The 21956-nt window shown below is 39.1% G+C and carries 19 protein-coding genes; 8 read left to right on the top strand and 11 right to left on the bottom strand.

Features of this window, described 5'->3' with window-relative positions:
• Positions 1-93: 93 nt before the first annotated feature.
• Positions 94-1155, bottom strand: a complete 1062-nt coding sequence (locus C4S38_RS08490; RefSeq protein WP_103983474.1) for a FecR family protein — start codon at positions 1153-1155, stop codon at positions 94-96.
• Between the two features lie 176 nt (positions 1156-1331).
• Between C4S38_RS08490 and C4S38_RS08495 the strand changes: the two genes are divergently transcribed.
• Positions 1332-1880: an RNA polymerase sigma-70 factor gene (locus tag C4S38_RS08495; protein ID WP_103983380.1), complete on the top strand. Its 549-nt coding sequence runs from the start codon at positions 1332-1334 to the stop codon at positions 1878-1880.
• A gap of 32 nt (positions 1881-1912) precedes the next feature.
• On the opposite strand, the gene C4S38_RS08500 is transcribed toward C4S38_RS08495, so the two are convergent.
• The 7 genes from C4S38_RS08500 to C4S38_RS08530 form a co-directional block, all read right to left on the bottom strand.
• Positions 1913-3514 carry a DUF4855 domain-containing protein gene (locus C4S38_RS08500; RefSeq protein WP_103983381.1) on the bottom strand — a complete coding sequence of 534 codons (1602 nt, stop codon included), beginning with the start codon at positions 3512-3514 and terminating at the stop codon, positions 1913-1915.
• 6 nt (positions 3515-3520) lie between these two features.
• Positions 3521-4318, bottom strand: a complete 798-nt coding sequence (locus C4S38_RS08505; RefSeq protein WP_103983382.1) for a glycoside hydrolase family 16 protein — start codon at positions 4316-4318, stop codon at positions 3521-3523.
• Between the two features lie 30 nt (positions 4319-4348).
• Positions 4349-5938 carry a SusD/RagB family nutrient-binding outer membrane lipoprotein gene (locus tag C4S38_RS08510; RefSeq protein WP_103983383.1) on the bottom strand — a complete coding sequence of 530 codons (1590 nt, stop codon included), beginning with the start codon at positions 5936-5938 and terminating at the stop codon, positions 4349-4351.
• 13 nt (positions 5939-5951) lie between these two features.
• On the bottom strand, positions 5952-9269 hold the full coding sequence (locus C4S38_RS08515; RefSeq protein WP_234999328.1) for a SusC/RagA family TonB-linked outer membrane protein: 3318 nt from the start codon (positions 9267-9269) through the stop codon (positions 5952-5954).
• A 313-nt stretch (positions 9270-9582) separates the two neighbouring features.
• Complete coding sequence (locus C4S38_RS08520) at positions 9583-10464, bottom strand: PIG-L deacetylase family protein (protein ID WP_103983475.1); 882 nt, start codon at positions 10462-10464, stop codon at positions 9583-9585.
• Between the two features lie 32 nt (positions 10465-10496).
• Entirely contained in the window at positions 10497-11531 is a 1035-nt protein-coding gene (locus C4S38_RS08525) for a FecR family protein (RefSeq protein WP_103983385.1), read from the bottom strand.
• A 74-nt stretch (positions 11532-11605) separates the two neighbouring features.
• On the bottom strand, positions 11606-12175 hold the full coding sequence (locus tag C4S38_RS08530; RefSeq protein WP_103983386.1) for an RNA polymerase sigma-70 factor: 570 nt from the start codon (positions 12173-12175) through the stop codon (positions 11606-11608).
• A gap of 141 nt (positions 12176-12316) precedes the next feature.
• Between C4S38_RS08530 and C4S38_RS08535 the strand changes: the two genes are divergently transcribed.
• From C4S38_RS08535 to C4S38_RS08565, 7 genes are all read left to right on the top strand, one after another.
• A complete protein-coding gene (locus tag C4S38_RS08535; protein ID WP_103983476.1) occupies positions 12317-15115 on the top strand; it encodes an outer membrane beta-barrel protein in 2799 nt (932 codons plus the stop codon).
• A gap of 193 nt (positions 15116-15308) precedes the next feature.
• On the top strand, positions 15309-16076 hold the full coding sequence (gene surE / locus C4S38_RS08540; RefSeq protein ID WP_103983387.1) for a 5'/3'-nucleotidase SurE: 768 nt from the start codon (positions 15309-15311) through the stop codon (positions 16074-16076).
• 15 nt (positions 16077-16091) lie between these two features.
• Positions 16092-17225, top strand: a complete 1134-nt coding sequence (gene lpxB / locus C4S38_RS08545; protein ID WP_103983388.1) for a lipid-A-disaccharide synthase — start codon at positions 16092-16094, stop codon at positions 17223-17225.
• A gap of 93 nt (positions 17226-17318) precedes the next feature.
• Positions 17319-18062 carry a NigD1/NigD2 family lipoprotein gene (locus C4S38_RS08550; protein WP_103983389.1) on the top strand — a complete coding sequence of 248 codons (744 nt, stop codon included), beginning with the start codon at positions 17319-17321 and terminating at the stop codon, positions 18060-18062.
• Positions 18063-18194: 132 nt separating this feature from the next.
• A complete protein-coding gene (locus C4S38_RS08555) occupies positions 18195-18728 on the top strand; it encodes an RNA polymerase sigma factor (RefSeq protein WP_099464081.1) in 534 nt (177 codons plus the stop codon).
• 1 nt (position 18729) lies between these two features.
• Positions 18730-19266: a hypothetical protein gene (locus C4S38_RS08560; protein ID WP_103983390.1), complete on the top strand. Its 537-nt coding sequence runs from the start codon at positions 18730-18732 to the stop codon at positions 19264-19266.
• A gap of 24 nt (positions 19267-19290) precedes the next feature.
• Positions 19291-20382 (top strand): DUF4097 family beta strand repeat-containing protein, encoded by a 1092-nt coding sequence (locus tag C4S38_RS08565; RefSeq protein ID WP_103983391.1) that lies wholly within the window; start codon positions 19291-19293, stop codon positions 20380-20382.
• A 70-nt stretch (positions 20383-20452) separates the two neighbouring features.
• On the opposite strand, the gene C4S38_RS08570 is transcribed toward C4S38_RS08565, so the two are convergent.
• From C4S38_RS08570 to C4S38_RS08580, 3 genes are read right to left on the bottom strand one after another with little or no spacing between them, the layout of a single operon-like run.
• Entirely contained in the window at positions 20453-20842 is a 390-nt protein-coding gene (locus C4S38_RS08570; RefSeq protein ID WP_103983392.1) for a hypothetical protein, read from the bottom strand.
• Positions 20839-21402 (bottom strand): RNA polymerase sigma factor, encoded by a 564-nt coding sequence (locus C4S38_RS08575; RefSeq protein ID WP_103983393.1) that lies wholly within the window; start codon positions 21400-21402, stop codon positions 20839-20841. The genes C4S38_RS08570 and C4S38_RS08575 overlap by 4 nt, the downstream gene beginning before the upstream one ends.
• Before the next feature lie 10 nt (positions 21403-21412).
• Positions 21413-21796, bottom strand: coding sequence for a DUF6249 domain-containing protein (locus C4S38_RS08580; protein ID WP_099464082.1), 384 nt, complete (start codon positions 21794-21796; stop codon positions 21413-21415).
• Between the last annotated feature and the right edge of the window lie 160 nt (positions 21797-21956).

Consider the following 21956-nt stretch of genomic DNA (forward strand, 5'->3'; position numbering starts at 1 on the left):
TAACATGTTTCCGTATGTTTTTATTCTGTAAGTCTGTCGGTTTTACTTTTCGGTTTTATCCATAGGCAAACTGATTTTATTAGACATCAATCATTATTTTTTATTCCAAAGGATAACTTTGGTTTTCGTTATTTTCTCGCTGTCATCCGTCAAGACATGATTTATCTTATAATCTATATTTGATGATATTTTCAAATAATCCAATATCTGAGGTAATTGCCGGTTGACAAATGTACCAGTAAAACAATAGCTCTTAATAATCGCATCCTTAACCTCAAAATCGACATTATAGAAATAAGACAATCTCTTTAGAACTTCTGGTAAAGGGCTGTCCTTAAACATTAACTTTCCCTCCATCCACCCTGTATCATACATAGTATTTACTGTTTCTACATTCAAAGTATTAGATAATAAATCATAGGAGGCTCTCTCCGAAGGCAAAAGTGCCCTGCTAAGTTGTCCTTTTGCTGTTTTAATCTCAAGATCAATACGTCCGTTTACCAATGTGGCACATATCTTGTTTTCTCCGGCATATGCCTGCAAATTAAATTCTGTTCCTAATACTTTTACAGACATTTTGTCGTCAATTACGCCAACGATAAAAGGACATTCAGGATTATGCGTTACTTTAAAATAAGCTTCGCCTACTAATGATACTTTCCGTTGATCCTTATCATAAGGCAAAGGATAAGTAATCGAACTACCTGAATTTAAACACACGACCGTACCGTCCGGCAATTCCAGATTTGTACGCATACCGGCATTGGCTTGAACCGTAACTGACTGAGGCTTTATCAAACGTAACGCTTTAAAGTTCTTCATATCAACTAAAGTTACAGACAATAAAAATGCCCCAATAAAACAAGCGGCAACCGCAACAATACGGCGAAAATATAAATTGAAAGAACGTTTCTTCAATTTACTCTGAATCTGATTAAATGCTTTTAACGGATCACGATCAGCCAAACGCTTCTGTGTTCGCTGCGCAAAATAAATACGAGCGATCTGGAGAAGTTCTTTTTCATGTTCATTATTCTCTTTCAACCAGTCTTCAACCAGTCTCCGCTCTTCTGCCGAAGCTTCCCCACGGACGTATTTTAATAAAATTACGCCACCCGGTTCCGTTAACTCATCATATTTAATTTTCTCTTCCATATAACCGCCTTCTATTAATAAGACAATACTTTCCATATCATACCCTAAACGAGTATGAAACTTTTTTCAGACATATGGCAATATTTTTTCTTTTCCTTTTGATTTTATGTAGTTTCATTTGTTTTTACAATTAAAAAATTACCTTTGCCTTACTGGGAAAAGTATATCTAATACGTATGGAAGACGCATCATTATTTGAATTAATGAGGATAGGAAATAAAGATGCTTTCAAACAGTTGTTTGTGAAGTACTACTCACCTTTATGTGAATTTGCTTCACAGTACATCCCTGATGAAGATTCAGAAGAACTAATTCAAGACCTTATGTTATTTATTTGGGAAACAAAAGAAAAACTCGTCATCGAAAATTCATTAAAATCCTACTTGTTTACTTCCGCCAAACATCGTTGTCTGAATGCTATAAAAAAACAAATCTATCATGAAAGAATACATTCCATACTCTACGAAAAACTAAAAGACCAATTTGAAAATCCGGATTATTACTTCATAAACGAACTGAGCCAAAACATCCAAAATGCAATTAATGAACTACCCGAAGGTTATCGCGAGACATTTACGTTAAGTCGTTTCGGTGAAAAAACAAACGCCGAGGTCGCAAAGACTCTCGGCGTTTCAATAAAAACGGTGGAGTATCGAATTTCACAATCTTTAAAAATACTCCGGATCAAACTAAAAGACTATCTTCTTCTCTTTATGTATTTATGACAAGTCCTGCCTGTCTTCCGTTTTTACCATAACTAATCAAATGACACTTTATTAAGTTTCAAAACAGATTCTTTCACTTGGGAATGTATTTCTATTTCCAGATAAAAAGGCTGATTGAACGGCCAATATTCTGTATCTCCGTTAAAGTCGTCATCCATAGAAAAAAACAAAACATCATTAACATATAGCTTTATATTTCCGGCCGTCCATTCACAAATAAAAGAATGGTAATCTCCCGACAAATTAAAAACAGGAAGTGTAGCTCCTTTCTTATTACCCGTCTCCCAATTTAATTCTTTGGAAAAAATTCCACCTTTTATACAATCCGGATACTTACCATCATACTCCAACAGGGTTATCTCTCCACTTTGTGCCCCCGAGCCATACAATCTTTTTACAGGTTTGAGGCGCACCGATACTTTTACATCGGGATTATCGGAAAGCAACTTCGCTTTTAACTCTATATAACCATATTGTTTTTCAAGCAAACCTTTCGTACTAACAATATAAGGTGTTTGTTGTGTTACTTTCCATATCGAATCATCCAAACCGATAATAAGATCTGAAGCCTCATGGATTTGCCTTCTTTTACAAACTAAAGAAGCCAACCTGTCTATTAATGCCCTATCTTTGAGATTTGAGGATTTTGAAAAACCCAATATGGCCCCTCCTCCTTCATAATAAGCAATAGCGGCATCGTCATAAACCCCATTTTTCTCAAAACGATCCAAATAAGCAACCAGACGATCATAAAAGGAATCTTTCTGACCAGCAAATACACGTTCATCAAACTCTACTTCAAGTCCCAGATTATGAGTACGTGCCAAACGGCAAGTTTCGTCAATCCGTTGATCCGGTATAGAGGCTTCAAAGAAATGGTTCGGTTGTGCATAAGCCACATCAAATCCTAATTCTTTCCAATCGCTATATCCCATCGCATTCCAATATGGAATCCAGTAAAACAAGAAATCTTTAGAACGTATATAATCTCCGATAGGAACAGTAAGTGCTTTGCTTGTAACTATATCTTCCGATACCCAATAGAAACCAGCCAAATCCAAATTAGCAAATCCTGCTTCTTTAAAACGTTTGGTCAATTCGTCAATATACCATCGACAAGCTTTTAATTTATCGGCATCATTCGAAAAATCCAAAGACTGTCCATCTAATGTTCCCCAATCTTTCTGATCAGGAATTGGTTCCGGTAATCCTATTACAACTTTATGGCGAAAAGAAGGGGCTCCAATTTCTTCAATCTGCGATTGAATACATTCGTTCAATGCATACAACGATTTACCTTTCTCAAAAACACGATCCATCAACCAAATCCATTCTTGCTTCCGGGCCGGCAGTTTCTCATAACGGGAAGCATAACAACGGCCTTTACCATCCTTAAATTCAAGAAATAAAAAGCCATCGAATAACCAGTTTTTATTGCCATCCGCATTCTGGTGGACAACATAAGGCAAAAATTGATCGGCTGTCCAATCCATACGATGTGCCCCTCCCTGATAAATCAAGACCATATCCGAAATATCCGTTTGTTTATAGCCTTTTACCAAAGGCTGGGAAAATAAATTCCCAGCCCAAAGTACACAAAGTAAAAATAACCCAGGCAAATATTTGCACCTCATACAATCTTACCTCTTATAAACCTTTACATAGTCTACTATAAACGTATCAGGAGCACAAGCATTCTTTATACCTTCCAAAGTTGCAGGAATCTCCATACTCAGAATCATATATTCGTCAATATTAGAAATACCGACAGTCTGCTCATGATATTTCAATCCATCTATAAAAAACGAATATTTCTGATCCGTCCATTCCAAAGCAAACGTGTGGAACCCTTCGGAAAGTCCTTCCAGGTAACTGGTCATCTGACCACTCGATTTCTGATTAGGTCCATAAGCCCAATGCAAGCAATGTGTCAACGTATCAGCACCTAACCCTTTGAAGTACTCGAAAATATCTATTTCGGTACCAAACTTACCCGGATCTTCTCCATTTGATATCTGTGGAGACTGGAACCAAAAGGCAGCCCAAGGTCCATCACCTTTTTGTAGTTTGGCACGACATTCAAAATAACCATAAGTCGTCATATAAGTTTCACCTGTTCCAACCATACTCGCCAGAACGCTATCTTTCTTAATGTCGTACATAAGTAATAGATTACCGTTCTCTACCTTTACCATAGACGGATCGTTATATCCAATACGCCGAGGACCGGTTTGACGACATTTCCATTTGGTCGTATCCAATTCTGTTCCATCAAAGTTGTCTTCCCAAACTAACTTATATCCATGGTCTTCTGGGACAAAAACGTCTTGAGTCAACGCATTATTAACTGGTACTTTCATTGTTTCTTTCTTACCCGAAGGCAAACAAGCACTCATCATACACATACATGTTGCTAAGACAGGAATCAAATTTTTCATATTATATCAGATTGTATTTAACGTACTACTTTATTTACATCTACCTGTATCCCACCAAACACGAACATGGCCTCCGTCACCTTTGCCGTTATTCAGGTTTTTATCGGTAGCATGAGCCTTATTAATACGCCGTTCTTCATCGGGGTAATATATTTTTTTAATAAATTCTCCGGGTTTGATATTCGAATCATCACATCTGACAATCGGTTTCAAATCAGGGTACCCTGTCCGGCGAAACTCAGCCCAAGCTTCGGCACCAACCGGATATAGCGCTATCCATTTTTGAGTTATAATCTTTTTCAGGTTCGACTCAAAATCACCGGAAACATCCCAGGCTACGTTTCCCGTCGTTATATACGTCTCATCTTTTGTCAGATCCAAAAGCTTGGTATCTATACCATCTCTTGATTCTGCGAAAGAAGTCCGGATACCTTCTTCATAATTACCTTTGGCATTTCCGGCTCCATTCCACCCGCGAAGAGCAGCTTCAGCTTTCAAGAAACAGACTTCCGAATAGCGCATTACCGGATAGCGTTTGGTAATCCAGACACTTGTAGGATCTACTCCTGCTGTATTCCAGTTAGGGAAAAACATCATTCCATGTACATTCGAATTTTCATCCAATGTGTAGCCAGGCATAGCCAACTGATCTGCCGGCAATCCGTTTGGAACGCCTTTGTAAGCGGCTCCTTTTCCTTCTGTTACAAACAATTTCGTTTTTCCTATATAAAGTGTTTCACGGGGATCAACCACCGTCCCCGTATTTTCCAGAATATCGACCAATGTAGCACTCACCCTAAACTCACCCCAATGACTGATCGTAATTAACGGATACCCCAAGCTATTCCAATCATCTTTATTTGTCATACAGGTTGCACCATCATCTATTGAAGACATAACTCCGGCAGCCAAAGCCGCCTCACCTTCCTGGCGTGCTTTTTCAGGATCTATAAAAGAAAGACGTATCGCACACCGGAGACGAATTGAATTGGCAAACTTTATCCATTTAGAGACATCTCCATTATAAATAAAGTCGGAATTGCCTAATGCATTCTGGCCTTTCAATCCGCTTTGCAAAACTTCAACAGCTTCACGCAGTTCTTTAAAAACATCATTATAAATATCCTTTTGACTATCATACTTTGGTTGTTCGATATTTATTCCAGCTTCCGAATAGGGCATGTCTCCGTATATATCAGTCATCTTAGCCGAAGAATAAGCCAATATGATACGCATTAGTTGATAAGTCTGGACTGAATGCGGGTTTTCGGTTATCTGGCTACCTACCATTTTTATATTTTTCATAACTCCCGTATAGTGAGGCCCCCACAAACCTCCTGTAGGGTAAGCGTCTTCATACACATAACGGTCCACACTATAACCCGTTGATGTATTTGCAATGTATTGAGCATATAAAGCAACCCCTAATTGATCGCCCAACTGATAATTATCCCAAGCTATATTCGTAACTTTCCATGTAACAAAAGGAAATACCAATTCAGGATTAAGTGATGAAGATGCCAACGGGTTTTTATTTAATTCCACAAATGAATCTGTACAGCCAGACAACAAGCAGGCAAACAAACCTATGGTAAATATATTTTTTATTTTATTTTTCATAACTCAATTCGATTTAAAATTTAACATTCAAATTGAAGCCAAAACTTCTTGTCGGCGGCATAGATGAAATTTCAAATGCCTGTGCATAATCGCTACGTGAAAAGGCTCCTTCCGGATTTGACGGCGTATTTTTCTTTATAAAAAACAAATCGCGCCCAACGAGTGAAAATTTTACACTTTTCAATGGAGTTTTATCGATCCATGCTTTAGGTAAATTCCAACCGACAGACATTTCACGCATTTTTACATACGAACCGTCATATAAAAATTCTTCGGCAACACCGTCCGGGCCTCCCACTGTTTCATAAAATTGCTGAGAAGTAATAGCTACAGTATTAGGCTGGCCGGTATCCACACTGACACCCTTCACAACCAACCCTCCATCACGATGTGCTAACGTCCGTTCCGAATTACCCAATTTACAGGCATATGCATCTGTTACAGACACAACATCACCACCATGTTTTATGTCAATCAACATATTAAATATCACATCTTTCCAACGAAGAGTAGTAGATACAGACCCTGTCCAGTCTGGCATCATATTGCCAATTACCTTATCGCTTTCAAAAATTGGCAAGCCATCAGCATTAATTTTCATGTTGCCAACCTCATCACGAACATAAGCTTTTCCTATAATGTCGCCAAATTTTTCACCTTCCCGGACAACAACGTTACCAATGCGTACACCTCCCATATCCCAACGTTTCACCGTAGGATCCAATTTTATACAACGAGACATATTCGTACCCCAATTCAAATTTACATCCCATTGCCAATCTTTGGTTTGAACAGGTATAAAGTTAAGCATCAACTCGACACCATGGCTGGCCATTTCTCCGGCATTGATTAACTTCGTAGTATAACCGGAAGACTGAGCCACCGATATTCCCAATATCTGATTGGTAGTTTTTGAATTATAATACGTAAAATCCAAACCTATTCTTCCACTAAACATACGTAAGTCTAAACCAGTTTCATAAGAGTTGGTTGATTCCGGTTTCAATGTAGCCAACGGAAATCCGTTCGGGGCAGATGAACCCAATACGGGTGTAATAATTGTGTATACTCCATACACCGGATACAGACGATATGGACTTGTATCATTACCCACTTTTGCCCATGAACCACGAATCTTCAGGAAAGAAATCTGTTCCGGCAATTTAACCATCTCCGATATTATCCCACTTAAACTAACAGAAGGATAGAAATAAGACCAGTTATCGGATGGTAAAGTAGAAGACCAGTCATTACGCCCGGTTAAATCCAAATAAACCATACTTTTATATCCGAACTGCACATTGCCTAAAACAGAATGAACCTCTTTTTTGCTGAAGCCTTCTTCCACCGTTTTATTCCCGCCGTTAGATATAGCAACTAAGCCAGGAACGGTAAAACGTCCGGAACGCGCATTCAGTACTTTACTCGTTTCCGCACGGAAAGCTGCACCCAAATTTGCCATAAGAGAAAAATCACCGAATGTTTTATTAAAGTTAAGCATAACATCCGAGTTTATTTCCTGAAATGTATTTGTATAAATCGTATATTGATTGCTGCCCGAATTATATGAAAACGGCATCATTATTCTCCGGTCGGTATCATACCAGTCCAAACCAACCTTACCGTTCAGGCGCAACCAGTCGGTGAAAATTATAGAAGCATTTATCTGGCCGATAAAGCGGTTCATGACATCTTTATTACCATTCCCTTTATAATAATAAGCATACGGATTAATGTATTCATTACTGGCTCCGCTCCAATTTACAGGATTTCCATCCAAGCCTTCCGGATTTTCCAAATCGACAGTACGGATACTTCTTGGCATTTTTATAAACTGGTTGGCAATACCATACTCTCCCTGATCCGGACGATTCCGTCCTTTCTGCCGGATATAATTAGCTTTCATCCCAACCTGCAACCATTGGTTCGAAAAATTAAGGTTGGCATCAATATACTGGCGAGTTAAATTATGAGAAGGCGTGACACCATTATTTCTGGAATCCGAATATGCCATACGTCCCGATAAAGATTTGCCTCCGGCAGCCAAAGAGACACTATTATTATAATTCACTCCAGTACGATAAAAATCCATCATCTGACTATTTTGCGGAGTCATAGCATATGGCTGATAACGATCATCTCCGTAAATACTGTTTCTCCAGTTCGGGACTGTCATACTACCATCCATTTCCGGTCCCCAACTTCCCTTTGCATCTATCGAATATTGCCCGTTACTACCCTGACCGTATATATTCTGCAGTTTATAAGATTCATAAGGGGTACTAAAACTTACATTTCCATTATATTCTATAGTTAAAGGCTGATCTATTTTTCCTTTTTTAGTCACCACAAGAATTGCTCCGTTTTGGGCACGGCTACCATACAACGCAGCAGCATTGGCTCCTTTCAATACCGAAATACTCTCAATATCTTCCGGATTAATTTCGGACGCTCCACCGGAATAATCCGGATTTCCCCATTCGGTCGCCTCCCCTTGCATATTATCACTAATCGGAATCCCGTCTACCACCCATAGAGGCTGGTTATTTCCACTTAGCGAACTTAAACCACGCATGATTACACGCGTCGATCCTCCCATTCCTGTGCCTGATTGTGAAATCTGCACTCCTGCCACTTTACCTTGCAGCATATTAGACACACTCTCCGAACGATTTTCAATCAAATTATCCGTCTTTATCTCCTGCATAGCGTACCCTAATGCCTTTTTCTCACGTTTGATGCCCATAGCCGTGACTACCACTTCGTTCAATTCTTCTATAGAGGAAGCTAGCACAACATCTATCCTATTTTTTCCATTAATTGGTACCTCTTGTGGTTTATATCCTATATAGGATACTTGCAGAATCGCATTACTATTTGGTACTTCTATCGAGAAATTACCGTCAATGTCTGTTATTACACCATTGGCCGTACCTTTTACTACCACATTCGCCCCAATAACAGGCTCTCCGCTTTTATCAGAGACATTACCGGTTATCTTTTTTTTCTGTTGGACATCTTTTGTTTCAACTTTATCTTTCAGAACAATATAGCGATCGCTAATTACGTATGAAATATTTCCATTTTTAAATAAAGTATTCAATATTTCGGTTACATTCTCTTTCTTAACGGAAATATCTACTTTGCGCGTTACATCTACCACCTTTTTATTGTATAAAAAACGGAATTCTGTTTGAGATTCTATCTGATCCAACACTTCCTCGATAGAAACATCATTCAGCTTCATTGTCAGTGTTGTTACTTGGGAGTAAGAGGTTGATGCCACAGATTGCATTACGCAACAAATCAATAGTATTAGACATATTCTCATAACCAGAAATGTTTTCGAGGCAAAAAAATGCCCTGTGATTTCCTTAATCGAACAAGATTTCATATTTTTGTATGTTTAGTTAGAAAATAAGGTTTATTATGCACATTTTTGAAACTAAATGATCTAAAGGGGAGGTGTACCAGACCTTCCCTTTTATATTTAGAATCAACTGAAATTTAAATTTATCCGCTGTTCAGTTTTTCCATATCCATTCGTTTTTAAGGTTAAAATTTATATTCTCTGATCTCTATAAATAAGACAGCGTACAAAAATTCTTCCACATTAGAAAAGGCTTGATTAACTTATATTAATACTATCTGGGTAACATAGGAAATAGTTGCAGGACTTCTTCCTTATCAGGCTCATTTCCATATTCACAAATCTCGAAAGCTTCAAAATAAGAGATATTTTTCACCTGCTTCGGAGAGTACCATTTAAGAGCCGGTTCACGGTATTTATCAGACATTTTCCTTCTCAACAAATGATCAGCTACAAGTTTTCTCCTGCCTGCTACATCCGCAGGTACATCTTCTTCATACCCTCCGTTCCAAGGCAACCATTCATATACCTGCGATTCGTGGGCACAAATTGCATCCAACTTCTGTTCAATCACAGGAGTTATGTCAATCACGATATCCGGTGAAAACGGAGCCGGTTTCTGAAAATTATCATGCATATATAAAAAGACCGGAGCTTTTAACAAAGGTTCGCCTCCCGGAACCATTAAAGGTACAGAAATCATATAAGCAGCATCCTGTACAATTGTCGAGGTATAACGGTGATCCGGGTGATAATCATTAGGACGATGTGTTATCACAATATCAGCCTTCCAATCACAGATCATGCGAATAACCGCTTTCCTGTTTTCTAATGTCGGCATTAATTCTCCATCATGGTTGTCCAGATTCTCATAAACAATGCCCAAACTACGGGCTGCTTCTTGCATCTCCTGTTTTCTACGAGCAGCCAATGCCTCCGGTTGCATTTGGTGATGCCCTTTATCTCCGTTAGTTAGAGAAACAAATTTCACCTTATGCCCCATTTTTGAAAATAAAGCCGCCGTACCTCCTGCATAAATATCACAATCATCCGGATGGGCACCAAACACAATAACCCGAACCGGTTCCCCGGCAAACATAAATGAAAGAAAAGAGGCAACCAACAAAAAGGCTGCTCCGACAATCAGTTTTTTCATATTCATACGATTTAAAAATTAAATGATAAATGTTATGGTTTTCTTTTTACACTATAAAATTCAATATGTGTTTTATTATAACGATTATCCGAAGATTTTCTCGGTTCATACACTTTATAATCAATCGGAGCCGTAAGCTTCATCAATTCAAGGATAACAGGCAACGATTCCTTCTCAAATGTTACTCTATAGGGCTGCATTCCTATTTCAGGGTCACGGATCGTAATATCTACATTATAAATCTGACCGATTTTCTTTAAAATATAAGAAAGAGAGTCATCCCTGAAGATAAGGTTGCCATCTTTCCATGCGTACCATTTATAAGGGTCTGTTTCCGTTATTTCAAAGGATTTATTTACGTCTCCATACAGCAACCGCTCTCCTGGTTTCAAACTGACTTTATCTGCTTCGTTATTCAACTGTACATGTACTTTACCTCTTACCATAGTCACAGCAACAGGTTCTTTTTTATAGGCCTCGACATTAAAAGCCGTTCCGGTAGCTTTCACTTTTAACAGATCGGTTGCTACAATAAAAGGGTTTTCTTTATCCGATTCCACTTCAAAAAAAGCTTCGCCCGATAAAAACACACTTCTCTCCCCCTTTTTGAAAACTGTCGGAAATTTTAACGTACTACCCGCATTCAACCATGCCACTGACCCGTCCGGTAAATTTATTTGCGAATAGGTTCCAAACGGCACAGTTATTTTTTGATAAGCAACATAATTCTTGCCCGCATCATTTCTAAAATAAAAATAAGCGGAAAGAATCAGTAAAGGCAATAGCAAAACTGCTGCAACTTGCTGCCAGTATTTATATAAAGTTAGATACCATGGCTGTAATGACAGTTTACCCATTACTTTAGCATGAGCCTTTTCCAAATCATCATCAGTCACTAAAAACTGCGGATTTGATAACTGCCATAAGTTTTGTAATTGTTCATAATGCCGTTTATTTTCAGGATTTTTCTTTACCCATGCAGCTAGCATAGTTATCTCCTCCGGAGTAGCCACGCCGGAAAGATAAGCAATGACCAATTCTTCTATTTGTTTTTCTGATTGTTCCATATTCTGTTTTACTATAAATAAGACAATTCAGAGAGTAGCATCCACATTAAAACAACGTTATTTATAATTAAAATTCAGAGTAACCTCAATAAGCATACAAGACAAAGCAAAAAGTCCTTCAATAAAGTACGTAACATTTCCAGCGCCTTACTTATTCGCACCTCTACAGTCCTCTCCGATACATTCAGCCGTATAGCAATATCTTTATACTTCATTCCCTGCATACGGTTCATTTCAAAAGGTAACCGAAACGCTTCAGGAACTTGTTGTAATGCCAAAAGGAAATGAGTTTGCAGATCGGAAAACAACACATAATTTTCCGTATTAATTTCATCCAGCACCGGATTAGACATCATATCAGAAGCATGTTCATGCACTATGTTCCGGTGTTGAATCTCATTCATACATCTATTGCGAACGGAAGTCAATAAATAAGATTTTAGTGATGTGGTTATTTCCAGGCTTGCACGATCATTCCATAAATTAAGAAATACAGACTGAACGATATCTTCACAAACCATCTTGTTCGAAAGAAAAACTCCTCCAAACCGGACCAAATCTTTATAATAAGAAGTAAATAAAATAGAGAATGCCTCCTTATTTCCTCTTCTTAATTCGGCTAACAACATCAATTCACTTTGCATAAAACGAGTCTCCCGTAATTGACGGCAATATACGACTTATTGTTAATTATATCAAATAGAACAATTAAACATTAAACTAATATAAACAAAGACTGTCTATTTTTCTCAGACTTATTTAGAACTAAAAGATACAAGTTTATGATAAAATCGGGAAAATACCTCATTTTGATAGTATTGATACTCCTCTCACTGTCTCTTTCAGCACAGAATTCGGGAGTAAATGTTAATGGGGTCGTAGTGGAAGAAAGCACGAATGAACCTGTAGAACAAGCAACCATCCGTTTGCTAAGTGTAAAAGACAGTGCATTGGTTCGTGGTACGGTCAGCGGAAATAATGGTAGTTTTACCTTGAAAAATATCAAAACCGGAAACTATTTATTACACATTACCTTTGTTGGTTATGATCCTTTATATCAACCACTGCGTATTACGGGGAAAACAAATCCGGTTAATGTAGGGAAACTGGCACTAAGCGATGGAAGTATTCAATTAGGCGAAGCAGTTGTCATAGGCAAAGCCCCGGAAGTTGTTGTCCGCAACGATACCATGGAATACAATGCAGATTCTTATAAAGTAACCGAAGGTTCTGTACTTGAAGACTTGCTAAAAAAGATGCCTGGTGTTGAAATAGATAGCAACGGAAAAATAACCGTCAATGGTAAAGAAGTGAAGAAAGTGATGGTAGATGGGAAAGAGTTCTTTTCCGACGACCCAAAAGTCGCATCTAAAAATTTACCCAGCAAAATGATAGATAAGGTACAAGTTCTGGATAAGAAAAGCGATATGGCCATAATGACCGGATTTGATGACGGAGAAGAGGAGACTGTTATCAACCTGACTGTAAAACCTGGCATGAAACAGGGCTGGTTTGGTAACGCGTTTGCCGGTTACGGCAGTAAAGACCGATACGAAGGCAATGCTATGGTAAACCGTTTCATCAACAATGATCAGATTACTTTCATGGGAGGAATAAATAATACAAACAACATGGGGTTTTCAGATCTTGCTTCCACCATGTTTGCAGACATGGGAGGTGGAGGCAGACGGGGATTTGGTCGTGGCGGAGCAGGAAATGGTATTACTTCTTCGGGCAATGCCGGATTAAATTTCAGTAAAGAATTTAATAAAAAGATGACATTAGGAGGCAATGCCCGGTATTCCCATTCCGACAATGAAGCCAGCAGCAAAAGTTCCCAACAAAATTATCTGCCTAACGATAGTAGCTCTTATTATGACGAACAGAACCGGAGTAATACAAAAAATGATAATTTCGGCATAAATTTCCGCATGGAATGGCAGCCGGATACTCTTACCAGAATCATATTTACTCCCGACTTCAGCTATAGTAACAGCCATAACTGGGAAAGTGGAAATTTTCATACTTTATCCGGAGATATGGATACCGTGAATGTGGGAAATTCCAACTATTTTTCCGATGGTGAAGGGCATAATTTGAGTGCCCGATTGGAGTTCAGCCGCAAATTGAACAATAAAGGCCGCGTGTTTAGTGCCTCTGTATCTGGAGGGCTTAGCGACTCCTATAACCAAGGAATGAATCAATCTTCTACTCAATATTATCAGCTGGAACCCGGTCTAAAAGATGAAATCATCGACCAGAAATTCCGGTACGACAACAAAGGCTTCAACTACCGTGCCTACTTATCATGGGTAGAACCTATAGGACACAACAATTTTATCCAATTAACTTATAGCATCAGCCAGCGTAAGCAAGAATCTCTGAAAAACTCATACACCATTGACGAGAACAATGAATACACAGTACTCGACACCGCTTACAGCAAAAGTTACCGTAATAACTTCATCAATCAAAGAGCAAGCCTGAGCTTCAAATCACAACGCGAAAAATACAATTATACGCTCGGTTTAAACTTAGATCCGTCTTATTCCAGTAGCGAAAATTTTGTAGGAGACAGTACTTTTTCCAATCTGTCACGCAGTATTGTAAACTTATCTCCCATGGCCCAGTTTAACTATATGTTTGACAAACGTACAAACTTACGCATCACGTATAGCGGACGGACAAGCCAGCCCAGCATGACCCAGTTACAGCCTGTAGCAGACATTAGTAATCCTTTGAACACAATCATAGGTAATCCGGATCTGAATCCTCGTTATACAAATAATCTGTCGGTTCGTTTTCAAAAATTTGTACCGGAAAAGCAACGTGCTTTCATGATAATGGCAAATGCCAGTTATATCGTAAATGATATTGTCACTTATTCTACATACGAAGGGAACAGTGGTAAAAAAGTTACGACTTACGAAAACGTAAACGGTAATTACAGCGCAAATATCCGCGCCATGATAAATACTCCGCTCCGAAATAAACGTTTTTCTATCAACTCGATGACAATGGGATCATTTGCCAACAGTAACGGATTTATCAACGAAGAAAAAAACACGAACAAAAACCTGATTCTTTCCGAACGCGGCGGTATAGACTTCCGTTCGGCTTATCTTGATCTGGGAGTAAATGGTAATATCCGCTACAACGGAACAACAAACTCATTACAAGGACAAAAGGATCAAAACACCTTCAACTATGGTGTAGGAGGTAATACGATTGTTTACCTGCCACTCGATTTTAAAATAGAAAGTGATATAAACTGGTCTACCAATTCAGGATATGCCGACGGTTATCAGCAAAAAGAAGTGCTATGGAATGCTTCGGCATCAAAAACCTTCCTGAAAAACAAACAGGCAACCCTTCGTTTCAAAATATATGATATTCTGCAGCAACGCAGCAACATTTCGCGCTCGGTTACGGCCAACTATATCCAGGATACGGAATATAACACTTTAAGTAGTTATTTCATGGTACACTTTATTTATCGTTTCAGTATCTTTAAAGGAGGCGGCTCAATGCAAGATGTCCAGATCCCCGGTCGCCATAGAAGAATGGGGCTTCCAAGAGGATGATAAAATAATGACTTACCATGCGTCATAAAAGCATTCCCAATAAATATAACTATAATTTTTTTGACTCATAGTTATGATTTTAAAAAGTCATAACTATGAGTCCGTTTTTTTGTTTTACAGGAGTAGGGGGATTTTGCTTAGTAAGCATTATCTTTGCATGACCCTGCAGTAAATATAAAATAAAACAATAAATATGACAAAAGAAAGACCGCTTATCTTAATTACAAATGATGATGGCGTATTGGCAAAAGGCATTAATGAACTGATTGTTTGTCTCCGCGACCTGGGAGACATTATTGTGTTTGCACCGGACGGTCCACGCTCTGGTATGGCAAGTGCTATTACTTCACTCGTTCCTATTAAATATACATTGCTAAAAGAAGAAGAAGGTTTGACAATCTATAGTTGCTCGGGTACCCCTGTTGACTGCATCAAACTATCCATTAACGAAATCCTGGACAGAAAACCGGACTTGCTTGTTTCCGGCATCAATCACGGAGGCAACATGGCCATTTGTGTAAACTATTCGGGAACGATGGGAGCTGCTGCCGAAGGATGTATTTTCGATGTACCGTCAATAGGCGTTTCATTATTAGACCATGCTGCCGACGCCGATTTTTCGGAAAGTTGCCGTCTGGCACGTATGCTTGCCCGGCGCGTGTTGAAAGAAGGACTTCCACATGGTATATATCTCAACCTGAATGTTCCAAAGACTTCACATGTTTTAGGATTAAAAGTATGTCGCCAGGCTGACGGTAGATGGATTAAAGAATTCAAACGCTCGGAAGATGCAAGCGGTAATCCTGTATATTGGCTTACCGGAGAATTTAAAAGCAATCAACCCATTCATCCGGACAATGATATGTTAGCGCTGAACAGCGGCTATGCATCTCTCGTACCATGTAAGATAGATGTTACAGATTATGACTTCATATCTACCCTCAATAATTGGAAATTATAATATTCTTTTCTTTATATGAAATATTATCTGATAGCCGGTGAAGCTTCCGGGGACCTGCATGCTTCCAACCTGATGGCTGCACTGAAAGAACAAGATAAGGAAGCGGATTTCCGCTTTCTGGGAGGGGATCTTATGCAAGCCGTTGGAGGTACTCTGGTAAAGCATTATCGCGAAATGGCATTTATGGGATTCATCCCTGTATTGCTCAACCTGCGTACAATATTAAAAAACATGCAGACATGTGAAGAAGATATCAGCCGCTATCAGCCGGATGTGGTAATATTGATCGATTATCCGGGTTTCAACCTGAAGATTGCCAAATTTGTAAAAACAGTGCTACACTTACCTGTTTACTATTATATATCTCCTAAAATCTGGGCTTGGAAACAATATCGCATTAAAGATTTCAGAAAGTATGTAGATAAGATGTTCTGCATACTACCTTTCGAAACTGAATTCTATCATAAGCTCAATTATACAGTAGATTATGTAGGCAATCCGTCTGTCGACTCAGTAGCCCTATATATGGAACAAAAGGCTGTTTCCCGTGATATTTTTTATACAGAAGAAAACCTGAACGATAAACCAATCCTAGCTTTACTTGCCGGCAGCAGGCGGCAAGAAATAAAAGACAATCTCCCCACTATGTTAAATGTAGCTGCTTCCTACCCCGATTATCAACCGATAATAGCAGGAGCTCCTGGTATCAGCCCTGATTTTTATAACAAATATACGGGCAATCATCCGGTAAAAATCATTTTCGGAAAAACTTATCCGCTTCTGCAACATAGCAAAGCCGCTTTGGTAACATCAGGAACAGCAACACTGGAAACATCGCTTTTTCGCATACCGCAAGTTGTTTGCTATTATACGCCGGCCGGTAAATTGGCAAGTTTCATCTTCCGCCATTTTTTCCATACAAAATATATTTCATTAGTAAATCTGATAGCCGGGCGGGAAGTGGTACAAGAATTATTCGGAGCACGTTTTTCCCGGCAGCAAATCCAGGAAGAATTAGGACGGATTTTACAAAATAAAGAGTATCGCCAAAAGATGCTGGATGGTTATGATGAAGTAATCCGGATACTCGGAAAACCCGGAGCATCCGAGAGGACAGCACGACTAATTTATCACTCACTTCTGCATTAACATCTTTTATTAACGCCTTATGCAGCATTTTATTACAGTTATTCATCTTCCCTTATACAAACGAAGAAATAACATTGTAATGATACTAAAGGTATGAAGACGTTGAAATCAATTTTATTTATTGCAGGAGTTTTTTTAACTTCACTTACATTTCATTCCTGTCTGGATGATGACGGTTACTCACTGGATAAATTCTGGATAGAACCCGCCACCGTAGTGCCCATTAACGACAATTCTTTTTATTTACGGACAGACGATGGTTCTACTTTATGGCCGGCAGCCCCTATCTATATTCATTACGAAGCAAAAGAACGACAGAGAGCGTGGGTAAATTACACAATTTTAGGTGATTCAATCGGAAACTATTCCCACTCTATCAAAATTAACGGGATATCCGACATTCTTACAAAAGATATAGCAAAAAATCTGGGGGACGAAAACGATTCTGTCTATGGTACAGACCCTGTTTCCATCAAAAATCCAAAACAAGACATCTGGATTTCCGACAATTTCCTGAATATCCTGTTCCGTATGAATTATGGCGGTTCAAAAAAGCACTTTGTGAACGTAATACAACCGGATGAAAAAAATCCTTATTTGCTGGAATTCCGTCACAATGCCTATTTCGATCCGGCTGTTACATCCACAGAAGGCCTTGTTTGCTTCCGGATGGAAAGCTTGCCTGATACGAATGGAAAAACCGTAACATTAACATTACGCGTAAAAACATTTGAAGGAGAAAAAGAATATACATTAGAATATAATTCCGATAAACAAGAATCTTCTGACAATAGCAAAAGTATTAATATGACAGGAGATATGGATAACTTGGAATAAACCTTCCCACATAACTTTTATTTTTATCATTTAGTTCAGGAGGAGAGACATCGGGATGATGCCTCTCTTTTTTTGTATAATTTTGTATCGTTGATGCAACGTTACAAATACGGCCTTCGTTTATATAAACAAATGGAAGAAATTACTGCACATCTGATAGAAGGTTGCCGGCAAGGGAAACGAGCCTCACAACTCGCCCTTTACAAGCAATTTGCACAAAGGCTATACATAACCTGCGTACGAATCACCGGCAACCAGGAAGAAGCGGAAGAAGCAATGCAGGATACATTCCTAAAGATATTTTCCCGCCTCGACCAGTATCACGATAGTCAGTGTTTCGAAGCCTGGATACACAGAATAGCTATCCATACTGCCATTGATTACGTACGTCGGCAAAAACCCGATTGGGAACAATTGCCGGACAATATGGCCGAGCAACCGGACGATGACAAAGAAGTGGAAGAACAAATCCACTATACCGTCCTTCAGGTAAAAGAAGGCATGAAAAAACTAGCCGCCGGCTATCGCGTAATCCTCTCTCTTTACCTCTTTGAGGGATATGATATGGAAGAGATTGCCTCTATCCTGAACATTCAACCGCCGAGCGTACGCAGCCAATACCTGCGTGCCAAGCGTAAACTTTTAGATATTATAGGAGCTAATTAATATGGATAAACTAAAAGATTTCATTGATGCCAATAAGGAAGCATTCAACGACGACATGCTTCCCCAAGGACACTTTGAACGTTTCGAACGGAAACTAATAACTTCCTCCGGTAGACGTTTCAAAAGAAAGCAACTATACATGATCGGTGCTTTTATTGCTGCTGCTTGTTTTGCCTTGCTATTTATCCTTCGGATACCCGGTGGAAGCACGATTCCCAACCCTGTCAAACAACAGACTGCACAACACTGCCAGAAACAGGAAATAGAAGAACTCCGTATCTACTACAACATGCAAATGAATGATGTAATGGCACGTATGGAAGAAATCTACAAAGAAGACAAAACACCTGGTACGTCAGAATTATTACAAGCAACAAAGCAAGTGCTTCGAGACAATTACATGTTCGAACAAACCATACTGCCAACTCTACCCTGCAGCAATAACGGACTGTATGCTATGACACAACATTACAACAGCAGTCTGGAAGGACTCTCCATTATGCTCAAGCAGATGGAGCAGGTAGCGGGTAGCAAGTAGATAACAATTAAAAACTTAAATAAAATGAAGTATTCAGTACAAACAAAAAACTATTCACTATGCCTGGTAGCCATGTTAATGCTACTATGCAGTCTTCCGGCTTTAGCAAAAGATCAGGGATATACAAAACGAAAAGAGATAAACAAATCTTTCAACGTAAGCATGAATGATCTTCTGCAAGTAGACAATCGCTATGGAAACATCACTATCGCATACTGGGGTAAGAAAGAAGTAGCCTTCCGTATCGTAATAGAATCGAAATCAAGCAATGAAAGCAGAGCCCAGGCAGAACTGGACCGTGTAAATATCGATCTGCAAAAGTCCGGCAATACAGTATCTGCCATCACCAGCCTGGCTAAGAGTTCAGGCAACTGGAACTGGGGAAACGGTGAAAACCACAGCCTCAATATCCACTACTATATCAACATTCCAAATGGTTTAGCCATGGATTTGACGCAGAAGTACGGAAACATTGACTTGCCAGCCAGCAACGATGGCAAATGCGATCTGCATGTTAAATACGGCAACCTGTCTGCCGGAAATTTCAAAGCCGGACTCACAGTGGAAGCCAAATATAGTAATGTGACCATCGGCAATGTGAACAATGCAGAACTTGAAGTTGGCTATGCAGGCAACGTCAGTATCGGTAATGCCAAAGAGCTGAACATAGACAGCAAATATTCCAATCTTACTCTGCAGGATGTAAAAAAACTATCTCTGGAAAAGAAATACGGCAACCTTAAGGCCGGAACTATCGAAAGTGTTTCACTGGAAATGAAATATAGTGAAGGAACCATCCAAGCTATAACCAGCCAGCTTATTGTAGACGAATTGAGCTACGGCTCACTTACGGTAAAAGAATTGTCGCCCAACTTCAGGGAAGTAAATGTCAACGCCAGATACGGCAATCTGAATCTGAATATCCCTGCCAAAGCAGCCTTCAAAGTAAGCGCCGACAATATGAAATATGGGAACTACAGCATTAAAGGATTTAACATCACCTCTTCGGAGAAAGAAGATAAAAGAACTTACCGCTCTGAAATAAATAACGGTGGCAACCGCACCATTTATTTCGACGGCAACGGATATAGCAACTTAAAGATAAATGCAAATTAATGCACACTCGCTTATGAATAACTAAAAAGCCCGCGTTGTGAAACGCAGGCTTTTTTATTTCTATCCAATTTTATTTATTATGCAAGTTTTCCTTCATCGACTCTTTAATCCGTAACCAATTATCCAGTTGGGTAAAGAAAAAGAATATCGAAACAGAACTACTGATTGTAAGTAATAATGGAAAGAAATGCTTTACCGTCCGGATCATACTGTCTGTCGCAGCATACTCTTTCATGCAAAGCATCACACCACCTGCAATAATCGCCATATAGACAATAAAAACAATAAGGATAGTACTGAAAGAAGGAAGCTTTTTCATGTAACACTTATGAATGGCAGCCCGCTTTTCTCCCATAATCAATGCCATGATACGCGCATTGAGCGAAAAAGGGGGTTGCTCGGCTGTATCTTTCATTAAATCCCGGGTCAGTTTATTAACATATTCTTCTGTTGTATTCATAATAAATCTGATATTTCTATTTTCATAGTCTTTTGTACTATTTCGTAAAAATGCTTGCGTGCACGAAATAATTTCACTTTGATATTGGAAGCAGTAAGATCGGTAATCTGGCGGATTTCCTCCACCGAACACTCTTCCAGATAATAGAGAGTAAGCAACAGGCCTTCATCGGCCGGAAGCTCTTTAAGCACACGGGAAATGACCTCCTTACGATCTTCTCTTTCCAATACGGAAGAAGCTGCATTCATCTCGGCAACTGTCAGATCGGTTGCTCCTGCTTCTTCATAGCCGGCAAAGATATGTTGCCCACGTAAAGCAGATAAGGCCGTACGGTAGACAATCCGGTAAAACCAGGTAGAGAACTTACTCCCGAACTGGAATTCCGGTAGGGCACGATACATCTTTACAAAAGCATCCTGTACCACTTCTTCTGCCTCCTCGCGATTCTCCATAATACGAAAAGCAATGGTATAAGCCATCTTCTCGTACTTCGCGACAAGGCAGGAGAAACTTTGAGTATCCCCTGCCAAAATGCACGTTATCCATTTTTGCTCATCCATCCGGCAACTTTTATTTATTATCTTCCTGTCTCTCTTTCAACTGTATATTGCGCGAAACAAAGAAGTAAACAACAAAAGCAATACCTGCAAACAGAATCGCCATAGTAGGAATTGCCAGATTCAACCATTCTTCTACAGCCGGCATCATGGGATACACAAAAATTCCAACAATCAGTCCAAAAGCAAGTCCAATCATTACAATTCCATTTCGCAAGGCCGGATAGCGATTCGCCTTTTTTTCCGGTTCTTCAAGTATGAAACCTTTATCAATCATAGCCATCCGTTCTTCATGGCGGCTTTTAATAGTCTGATAACAAGCTACAATACCTAATACAACAGGTAATCCGACGGCACAAACAATTGCAATAATCGGAATCCATAATTCTGCATCCATATTCTTCTTTTTTTGATGTTAATATATCGGTTTTGTAGATAAGACGCAACGCGAAGTAATTGGGTTACACTCCGCACATCGTTTTTTTTCGGTAGATAAAAAAAGGGGCACAAATCAACTAGGGAGACCTCTGTAATTATATAGGAGGCCTACAAATTAA

This window comes from Parabacteroides chinchillae (assembly GCF_900108035.1).
Classification (GTDB): Bacteria; Bacteroidota; Bacteroidia; order Bacteroidales; family Tannerellaceae; genus Parabacteroides; species Parabacteroides chinchillae.

What these genes read in the sequence shown, in the direction of transcription:
- C4S38_RS08490 (WP_103983474.1), bottom strand. Translation starts at nt 1,155, where the DNA reads ATGGAAGAGAAAATTAAATATGATGAGTTAACGGAACCGGGTGGCGTA.
- C4S38_RS08495 (WP_103983380.1), top strand. Translation starts at nt 1,332, where the DNA reads ATGGAAGACGCATCATTATTTGAATTAATGAGGATAGGAAATAAAGAT.
- C4S38_RS08500 (WP_103983381.1), bottom strand. Translation starts at nt 3,514, where the DNA reads ATGAGGTGCAAATATTTGCCTGGGTTATTTTTACTTTGTGTACTTTGG.
- C4S38_RS08505 (WP_103983382.1), bottom strand. Translation starts at nt 4,318, where the DNA reads ATGAAAAATTTGATTCCTGTCTTAGCAACATGTATGTGTATGATGAGT.
- C4S38_RS08510 (WP_103983383.1), bottom strand. Translation starts at nt 5,938, where the DNA reads ATGAAAAATAAAATAAAAAATATATTTACCATAGGTTTGTTTGCCTGC.
- C4S38_RS08515 (WP_234999328.1), bottom strand. Translation starts at nt 9,269, where the DNA reads ATGAGAATATGTCTAATACTATTGATTTGTTGCGTAATGCAATCTGTG.
- C4S38_RS08520 (WP_103983475.1), bottom strand. Translation starts at nt 10,464, where the DNA reads ATGAAAAAACTGATTGTCGGAGCAGCCTTTTTGTTGGTTGCCTCTTTT.
- C4S38_RS08525 (WP_103983385.1), bottom strand. Translation starts at nt 11,531, where the DNA reads ATGGAACAATCAGAAAAACAAATAGAAGAATTGGTCATTGCTTATCTT.
- C4S38_RS08530 (WP_103983386.1), bottom strand. Translation starts at nt 12,175, where the DNA reads ATGCAAAGTGAATTGATGTTGTTAGCCGAATTAAGAAGAGGAAATAAG.
- surE (WP_103983387.1), top strand. Translation starts at nt 15,309, where the DNA reads ATGACAAAAGAAAGACCGCTTATCTTAATTACAAATGATGATGGCGTA.
- lpxB (WP_103983388.1), top strand. Translation starts at nt 16,092, where the DNA reads ATGAAATATTATCTGATAGCCGGTGAAGCTTCCGGGGACCTGCATGCT.
- C4S38_RS08550 (WP_103983389.1), top strand. Translation starts at nt 17,319, where the DNA reads ATGAAGACGTTGAAATCAATTTTATTTATTGCAGGAGTTTTTTTAACT.
- C4S38_RS08555 (WP_099464081.1), top strand. Translation starts at nt 18,195, where the DNA reads ATGGAAGAAATTACTGCACATCTGATAGAAGGTTGCCGGCAAGGGAAA.
- C4S38_RS08560 (WP_103983390.1), top strand. Translation starts at nt 18,730, where the DNA reads ATGGATAAACTAAAAGATTTCATTGATGCCAATAAGGAAGCATTCAAC.
- C4S38_RS08565 (WP_103983391.1), top strand. Translation starts at nt 19,291, where the DNA reads ATGAAGTATTCAGTACAAACAAAAAACTATTCACTATGCCTGGTAGCC.
- C4S38_RS08570 (WP_103983392.1), bottom strand. Translation starts at nt 20,842, where the DNA reads ATGAATACAACAGAAGAATATGTTAATAAACTGACCCGGGATTTAATG.
- C4S38_RS08575 (WP_103983393.1), bottom strand. Translation starts at nt 21,402, where the DNA reads ATGGATGAGCAAAAATGGATAACGTGCATTTTGGCAGGGGATACTCAA.
- C4S38_RS08580 (WP_099464082.1), bottom strand. Translation starts at nt 21,796, where the DNA reads ATGGATGCAGAATTATGGATTCCGATTATTGCAATTGTTTGTGCCGTC.